Annotated in this window: 5 protein-coding genes; 4 read left to right on the top strand and 1 reads right to left on the bottom strand. The window is 67.0% G+C overall.

Going from position 1 to position 7,443, the window contains the following annotated elements:
- The 3 genes from hydA to preA form a co-directional block, all read left to right on the top strand.
- A partial coding sequence (gene hydA / locus QMX96_RS26090) for a dihydropyrimidinase (protein WP_282362686.1) occupies window positions 1–1,203 on the top strand: 1,203 nt, incomplete at its 5' end.
- A gap of 126 nt (window positions 1,204–1,329) precedes the next feature.
- Window positions 1,330–2,697 (top strand): NAD(P)-dependent oxidoreductase, encoded by a 1,368-nt coding sequence (locus tag QMX96_RS26085; RefSeq protein ID WP_043863979.1) that lies wholly within the window; start codon window positions 1,330–1,332, stop codon window positions 2,695–2,697.
- The gene (preA, locus tag QMX96_RS26080) at window positions 2,698–3,972 is read left to right on the top strand and encodes an NAD-dependent dihydropyrimidine dehydrogenase subunit PreA (protein ID WP_043863980.1); all 1,275 of its coding nucleotides are present in this window, start codon (window positions 2,698–2,700) and stop codon (window positions 3,970–3,972) included. It begins immediately after the preceding gene.
- Here preA and QMX96_RS26075 read toward each other — a convergent pair.
- Complete coding sequence (locus QMX96_RS26075; RefSeq protein WP_282362685.1) at window positions 3,954–6,443, bottom strand: UvrD-helicase domain-containing protein; 2,490 nt, start codon at window positions 6,441–6,443, stop codon at window positions 3,954–3,956. The genes preA and QMX96_RS26075 overlap by 19 nt on opposite strands.
- Before the next feature lie 222 nt (window positions 6,444–6,665).
- Here QMX96_RS26075 and QMX96_RS26070 point away from each other — a divergent pair, with 222 nt between their 5' ends.
- Complete coding sequence (locus QMX96_RS26070) at window positions 6,666–7,364, top strand: pirin family protein (RefSeq protein WP_043864092.1); 699 nt, start codon at window positions 6,666–6,668, stop codon at window positions 7,362–7,364.
- Window positions 7,365–7,443 lie beyond the last annotated feature (79 nt).

The raw sequence follows: 7,443 nt of genomic DNA, 5'->3' as shown, positions 1-7,443 counted from the left end.
GCCGCCGGCCTGGCCGGCGGCACCACCTCGATCATCGACTTCGTGATCCCCAACCCGCAGCAATCGCTGCTCGAAGCCTTTCACCAGTGGCGCGGCTGGGCCGAGAAATCGGCGGCCGACTACGGCTTTCACGTGGCCATCACCTGGTGGAGCGAGCAGGTGCGCGAGGAAATGGCCGAGCTGGTCAACCACCATGGGGTGAACAGCTTCAAGCACTTCATGGCCTACAAGAACGCGATCATGGCCGCCGACGACACCCTGGTCGGCAGCTTCGAGCGCTGCCTGGAGCTGGGCGCGGTGCCCACGGTGCATGCCGAGAACGGCGAGCTGGTGTACCACCTGCAGCGCAAGCTGCTGGCCCAGGGCATCACCGGCCCCGAAGCGCACCCGCTGTCGCGCCCTTCGCAGGTGGAAGGCGAAGCGGCCAGCCGTGCCATCCGCATTGCCGAAACCCTCGGCACCCCGCTGTACCTGGTGCACGTGTCCACCCGCGAGGCGCTGGACGAGATCACCTATGCCCGCGCCAAGGGCCAGCCGGTGTACGGCGAAGTGCTGGCCGGGCACCTGTTGCTGGACGACAGCGTGTACCAGCACCCCGACTGGCAGACGGCGGCCGGCTATGTGATGAGCCCGCCGTTTCGCCCGCGCGGGCACCAGGAGGCCCTGTGGCACGGGCTGCAATCGGGCAACCTGCATACCACCGCCACCGACCATTGCTGCTTCTGCGCCGAGCAGAAGGCCGCGGGGCGTGACGATTTCAGCCGTATCCCCAACGGCACGGCGGGCATCGAGGATCGCATGGCGGTGCTGTGGGACGAAGGCGTGAACACCGGCCGGCTGTCGATGCAGGACTTCGTCGCCCTCACCTCCACCAACACCGCCAAGATCTTCAACCTGTACCCACGCAAGGGTGCGCTGCGGGTCGGCGCCGATGCCGACCTGGTGCTGTGGGACCCGCACGGCACGCGCACCATCTCGGCCAAGACCCACCACCAGAATGTCGACTTCAACATCTTCGAAGGCAAGACGGTGCGCGGGGTGCCCAGCCATACCATCAGCCAGGGCAAGCTGGTGTGGGCCGACGGCGACCTGCGCGCCGAGCGCGGCGCCGGGCGCTATGTCGAACGGCCGGCATACCCGGCGGTGTTCGACCTGCTGAGCAAGCGTGCGCAGCAGTGCAGGCCCGGCGCGGTCAAGCGCTGAGCCTTTAAAGCATCGCGGGTCAAGCCCGCTCCCACAGGTATCGTGCGATCCCGGTGGGAGCGGGCTTGACCCGCGATGGGCGCGCCAGCGCCCCGGTTTCTATAAAAAAACAAAGAGGCCACTACCGTGATCAACGCCTTGAACCATCTTCCGCACCCGCAAGACGACAACGCCACCCTCGCCACGCATTTCAGCGACCTGGCTCCGCCCCTCACCCCGCGCCAGGCCGCCGTGGAAAGCGCGCGCTGCCTGTACTGCTACGACGCCCCCTGCGTCGACGCCTGCCCCAGCGACATCGACATCCCCTCCTTCATCCGCAACATCCAGCAGGACAACGTGCAGGGCGCGGCCATCAAGATTCTCTCGGCCAACATCCTCGGTGGCAGCTGCGCCCGGGTGTGCCCCACCGAGATCCTCTGCCAGCAGGCCTGCGTGCGCAACAACGCCCAGGAATGCGCCCCGGTGCTGATCGGCCTGCTGCAACGCTACGCGGTCGATCATGCCGAGTTCGCCGAGCACCCGTTCCAGCGTGCGCCCAGCACCGGCAAGCGCATCGCCGTGGTCGGCGCCGGCCCCGCAGGCCTGGCCTGCGCCCACCGGCTGGCCTGGCACGGGCATGAGGTGGTGATTTTCGAAGCACGGGAAAAGGCCGGCGGCCTCAACGAATACGGCATCGCCAAGTACAAGCTGGTGGACGACTTCGCCCAGCGCGAGCTGGACTTCGTGCTGCAGGTGGGCGGTATCGAGATCCGCCACGGCCAGGTGCTGGGCGACAACCTCAGCCTGGGCGAGCTGCAACAGCAGTTCGACGCGGTGTTCCTCGGCCTGGGCCTGGCCGCCAGCCGCCAGTTGGGCCTGCCCGACGAAGGCGCCCCGGGCCTGCTCAGCGCCACCGAGTACATCCGCGAGCTGCGCCAGGCCGACGACCTGAGCACCCTGCCCCTGGCCGAACGCTGCATCGTGCTCGGCGCCGGCAACACCGCCATCGACATGGCGGTACAGATGGCCCGCCTGGGCGCCCATGACGTCAACCTGGTGTACCGCCGTGGCCTGCAGGACATGGGCGCCACCCAGCATGAACAGGACATCGCCAAGGCCAACCAGGTGCGGCTGCTGACCTGGGCCCAGCCCGAGCAGGTGCTGCTCGACGACCAGGGCCGGGTGCGCGGCATGCGCTTTGCCCGCACGCACCTGGTGGACGGGCGTCTGCAAACCACTGGGCAAACCTTCGAACTGGCGGCGGATGCGATCTTCAAGGCCATCGGCCAGGCCTTCGACGGCCAGGCCCTGAGCGACCCGCAGGCCCTGCAACTGGAGCGTGATGGCGAGCGTATCCGCGTGGACGACAACCTGCGCACCAGCCTGCCGGGCGTGTACGCCGGCGGCGACTGCACGCACCTGGGCCAGGACCTCACCGTACAGGCCGTGCAGCACGGCAAGCGGGCCGCCGAGGCCATCCATGCCCAACTGACCCTCAACGTGGAGGCCGCATAAATGGCAGACCTGTCGATCGAATTCGCTGGCATCAAGGCGCCCAACCCGTTCTGGCTGGCCTCCGCACCGCCCACCGACAAGGCCTACAACGTGATACGTGCGTTCGAGGCCGGCTGGGGTGGCGTGGTCTGGAAAACCCTGGGCGAAGACCCCGCCGCCGTCAACGTGTCGTCACGCTACTCGGCGCACTTCGGGCCCAACCGCGAGGTGCTGGGCATCAACAACATCGAGCTGATTACCGACCGCTCGCTGGAGATCAACCTGCGCGAGATCACCCAGGTGAAAAAGGCCTGGCCCGACCGCGCGCTGATCGTATCGCTGATGGTGCCGTGCGTGGAGGACGCGTGGAAAACCATCCTGCCGCTGGTGGAGGCCACCGGGGCGGACGGCATCGAGCTGAACTTCGGCTGCCCCCACGGCATGCCCGAGCGCGGCATGGGCGCGGCGGTGGGCCAGGTGCCGGAGTACGTCGAGCAGGTGACACGCTGGTGCAAGACCTACTGCTCGCTGCCGGTGATCGTCAAGCTCACCCCCAACATCACCGACATCCGCCAGTCGGCCCGCGCCGCGCACCGGGGCGGCGCCGACGCGGTGTCGCTGATCAACACCATCAACTCGATCACCAGCGTCGACCTTGAGCGCATGATCGCCCTGCCGATCGTCGGCGAGGCCAGTACCCACGGTGGCTACTGCGGTTCGGCAGTGAAGCCGATCGCGCTGAACATGGTGGCCGAGATCGCCCGCGACCCGGCCACCCACGGGCTGCCCATCAGTGGCATCGGCGGCATCGGCAGCTGGCGGGATGCCGCCGAGTTCATTGCATTGGGTTGCGGCTCGGTGCAGGTGTGCACCGCGGCGATGCTGCATGGCTTTCGCATCGTCGATGAAATGAAGGACGGCCTCTCGCGCTGGATGGACAGTCAGGGCTACCACAGCCTGCAGGACTTTCGCGGGCGCGCGGTGGGCCACACCACCGACTGGAAATACCTGGACATCAACTACCAGGTGATCGCCAGGATCGACCAGCAGGCCTGCATCGGCTGCGGGCGCTGCCACATTGCCTGCGAAGACACCTCGCACCAGGCCATCGCCAGCCTGGTCAAGGCCGAGGGAGGGCACCGCTACGAGGTGATCGACGCCGAGTGCGTGGGGTGCAACCTGTGCCAGATCACCTGCCCGGTGGAGGGCTGCATCGAGATGGTGCCCCAGGACACCGGCAAGCCGTTCCTGGACTGGCTGCACGACCCACGCAACCCCTACCGCGAGGCGTCCTGAGGCTGCGCCCCGCGCAGGTCTTCGAAGCAGGCCTTGTTCCCGTCCACCTGAACAGACGCCCGGAGCAGGTTCGCCGCCTCCCCGGTCGGCGTCTCCACATGCCAGTAGCAGTGCTTGATCGCGCGGGTGATGGCCACGTAGGCCAGGCGCAGGATCTCGTCCTTCTGGGCGTTGTCGTAGCCTTCGGGGTCGCCCGCGCGGCCCAGCCCGGCCTGGCGGTACACCTGGTTCTTGTACGGCGAGCGCGTCAGGTGCTGGCAGTCACCGAGCATGAACACCGCATCGGCCTGCAGGCCCTTGGCGCTGTGGTAGGTGAGCTGGCGGAACCGCCGCTGCGCCGCCGGCAAGCCGGCCTCGTGGTTGAGCAAGGGCTGCAGGTGCTCGGCAATCACCGACTTGTCGACGCTTTTGCGGTACAGCAGCATCACCGACTCGCCATCGCGGTAGTGGTCCATCAACTGCCGGGCCAGTGTGGCTTCGTCGCGCTCCATCACCATCACCGGCACCGGCTGCTCGGCCGCCGGGCCGCAGGCACGGGCCTTCTTGCCGGCAATTGCCGGGGCCGACTTAACGATATGCTCGGCTGCATCGATGATGTGCTGGTGGCTGCGGTAGTTGTCGGCCAGCATCACGCGGGTGCTGCTGGGGGCGACGAACTGCTTGGCGAACTCCATGAAGTACTTGGGCGAGCTGCCGCGCCAGCCATAGATCGACTGCCAGTCGTCCCCCACGCACAGCAGCGAGGAGTGCTGCGCCACCTGCCCCACGTGCATGGCCGGGCCGCGACGACGGATCTCGCGCAGGCAGGCGCGAAGCCACGAGACGATCTGCGGCGACACGTCCTGGAACTCGTCGATCATCAGGTGCGACAACGGGCGCAGCATCGGGTCGGGTAGCAGGCGCAGGTTTTCCGGGTTGTTCTCGCCGAACAGGGCGAACATGCGGTTGTAGCTCATGATCGGCGGCGACTGTGCCAGCAGGTGCGCCTCCAGCGCCTTCCAGTACAGGCTCAGGGCCTCGAAGAACAGCGCGTCGGTGTCGCCCTGCGGGAAGCTCATGCCGCCCACCGCCACGCTCACATCCAGCCCCAGGTTCTCGATGAACCCGGCAGCGCCGACGAACGCATCCAGCAAGGGCGCCGCGCCCAGCTCGCCCTTTACCTTGTAGTCAAAGCCCGGCCCGGCCACCGCATCGCCGGCCAGCGAGGCGGTGAGGCGTTTGGCCGCCGCGTAGTTTTCCAGCCAGATCACCGGCTTGTCGCAGAACGCCTGGAACAGCGTGCGCTTGATCACCCATTCGGCCCACACCGGCAGCTTGGCGCCGGGGCGCTTGTACTGCTGATTCTCCTTGGGGTCGAAACCCAGCACCACCCAGGCGTCCAGCTCGGCGATATGGCCGTGGAAATGAAAGCGGCTGCCGTTGATTTCGACGGTTTCGCGGCTGGGCTCGATGCCCTTGATCGGCCAGGCACCCGCCTGGAACCACAGGTCTTCGATCACGTCGCACAGCTCTTCGTCGCGCCCGGACGACAGCTGGGTCACCGCCACGCGCTTCTGCACGTCGGGGTGGTCGCGGTCCAGGGCCTTGAGCTGCAACGCTTCGCGGCGCAGCCCGGCAATCAGCTCGGCGAACCGCGGGCTGGTGTGCAGCAGGTCGCGGTAGCACAGGTTGAGTTGCTGGCGCTGGGCATCGTTGATGCGCAGGTCGAACGGGTTGCTGTCCACGCCCGCCTCGCTGCCCCCGGGCTGCTCGCTGCCCAGGGTCTCGAACGCCCGCACCTGGCTGAAGCCCGGCAGGCTGCGCACCAGCGGCAAGATGCGCGAATGGAAGGTGCGCACCAGCTCACGCGCCTGCACCGGGCTCAGGGCCAGTTGCCACAGGCCGAACACCTGCACCAGGCGGGCAATGAAGTCCTTGCGCGACTCGCGGGTGAAGGTGACCACGGTCATGGCCTCCAGCTCGAAGCCCAGGTAATGGCGCAGCAACAGGATACGCAGCACCAGCGAGGTGGACTTGCCAGCGCCGGCGCCGGCGATCACGCAGGTGGACGGCGTGTCGCTGAAGATCATCTTCCACTGCGCTGCGCTGGGTTGGGCGTGGGCCGGCAGGCGCGCAGCGACATCGGCCTTGAAGCGCTTCTTCAGCTCGGGGGTCAGCGGCAGGCGCCAGTCGTCGAACAGGGCATCGTCCAGCCCCGGCACGCCGTGGGCGTCCGGGCGCGTATCGCGGATCACCAGCACCTGGCGCCCGGCCTCGAAGCCGTCCACGCGCCCTTCTTCATAGCCTTCACGCAGCCCGTCGGCATGCCCGGTGCGCTGGCCGTTGGCATGGCCCTGGAACCACGAATCGCGGTGCTGTGCCTGCAACCGGCTCAGGCCACGGCCCAGCAGGCGTGCGGCCAGACGTCTGACCCAGGGCAGTTGCGCGGGTGGGGTTAGATCCGTGGGTAGCTTGGGACGCTCGTGTGACACACCGACTCCGGCAATCAATTCAATCAGCGGCCATGTTCGCCTTATCACGACCAAATCACCAGCCGAATGCTTTCAGATCAGTGGATTAGGCGACGAAGCGGCGAAACTACCGCAGGTTATATATCGAATATAACGATCATATTCAGCCGATATTTACGCTTTTTTTCGATGTTTATCGAGAGGATCATCAGCGCCATCCACCTGATTACCGAGGACACGAGCATGCTGCAACTGCGCCCCTTCGACACCCTTGGCCACGCCAACCATGGCTGGCTGGATGCCCACCATCACTTCTCCTTTGCCGAATACCACGATCCGCGCCGCATGAACTGGGGCACGCTGCGGGTATGGAACGACGACCTGATCGCCGCCGGCAGCGGGTTCCCGCCGCACCCGCACCGCGACATGGAGATCATCACCTATGTGCGTGAAGGCGCGATCACCCACCAGGACAGCCTGGGCAACAAGGGCCGTACCGAAGCCGGTGACGTGCAGGTGATGAGCGCCGGTACCGGCATCACTCACAGCGAGTACAACGTGGAGGCCGTGGACACGCGGATCTTCCAGATCTGGATTGTGCCCCAGCGTGTGGGCCAGGCACCGTCGTGGGGCGTGCGGCCGTTTCCCAAGGGCGAGCGCGGCGAAGGGTTCGTGACCCTGGCCAGCGGGCGCGAGGGGGATGAAGGCAGCCTGGGGATCCGCGCCGATGCGCGGCTGGTGGCGGCGACGCTGAAGGCCGGGGAAAGCGCCGAGTACCGCATCGATGCGGGTCGCCGGGCCTACCTGGTGCCGGCCAAGGGCGTGATCGAGGTCAACGGCCTGCGCGCCGAGGCCCGCGACGGGGTGGCGGTGGAGGATGAGCAGGTGCTCAGGGTGGTGGCGCTGCAAGACAGCGAGATTGTGCTGGTGGATGTGGCGTAGGTACCGACGTCATCGCGGGTCAAGCCCGCTCCCACAGGGTTTGCGAACGCCTCAAAACCTTGTGGGAGCGGGCTTGACC

The sequence above is a fragment of the Pseudomonas sp. PS01300 genome, from assembly GCF_029960155.1.
GTDB lineage: Bacteria > Pseudomonadota > Gammaproteobacteria > Pseudomonadales > Pseudomonadaceae > Aquipseudomonas > Aquipseudomonas palmensis.
This window is presented reverse-complemented; position numbering and strand designations above follow the sequence as displayed.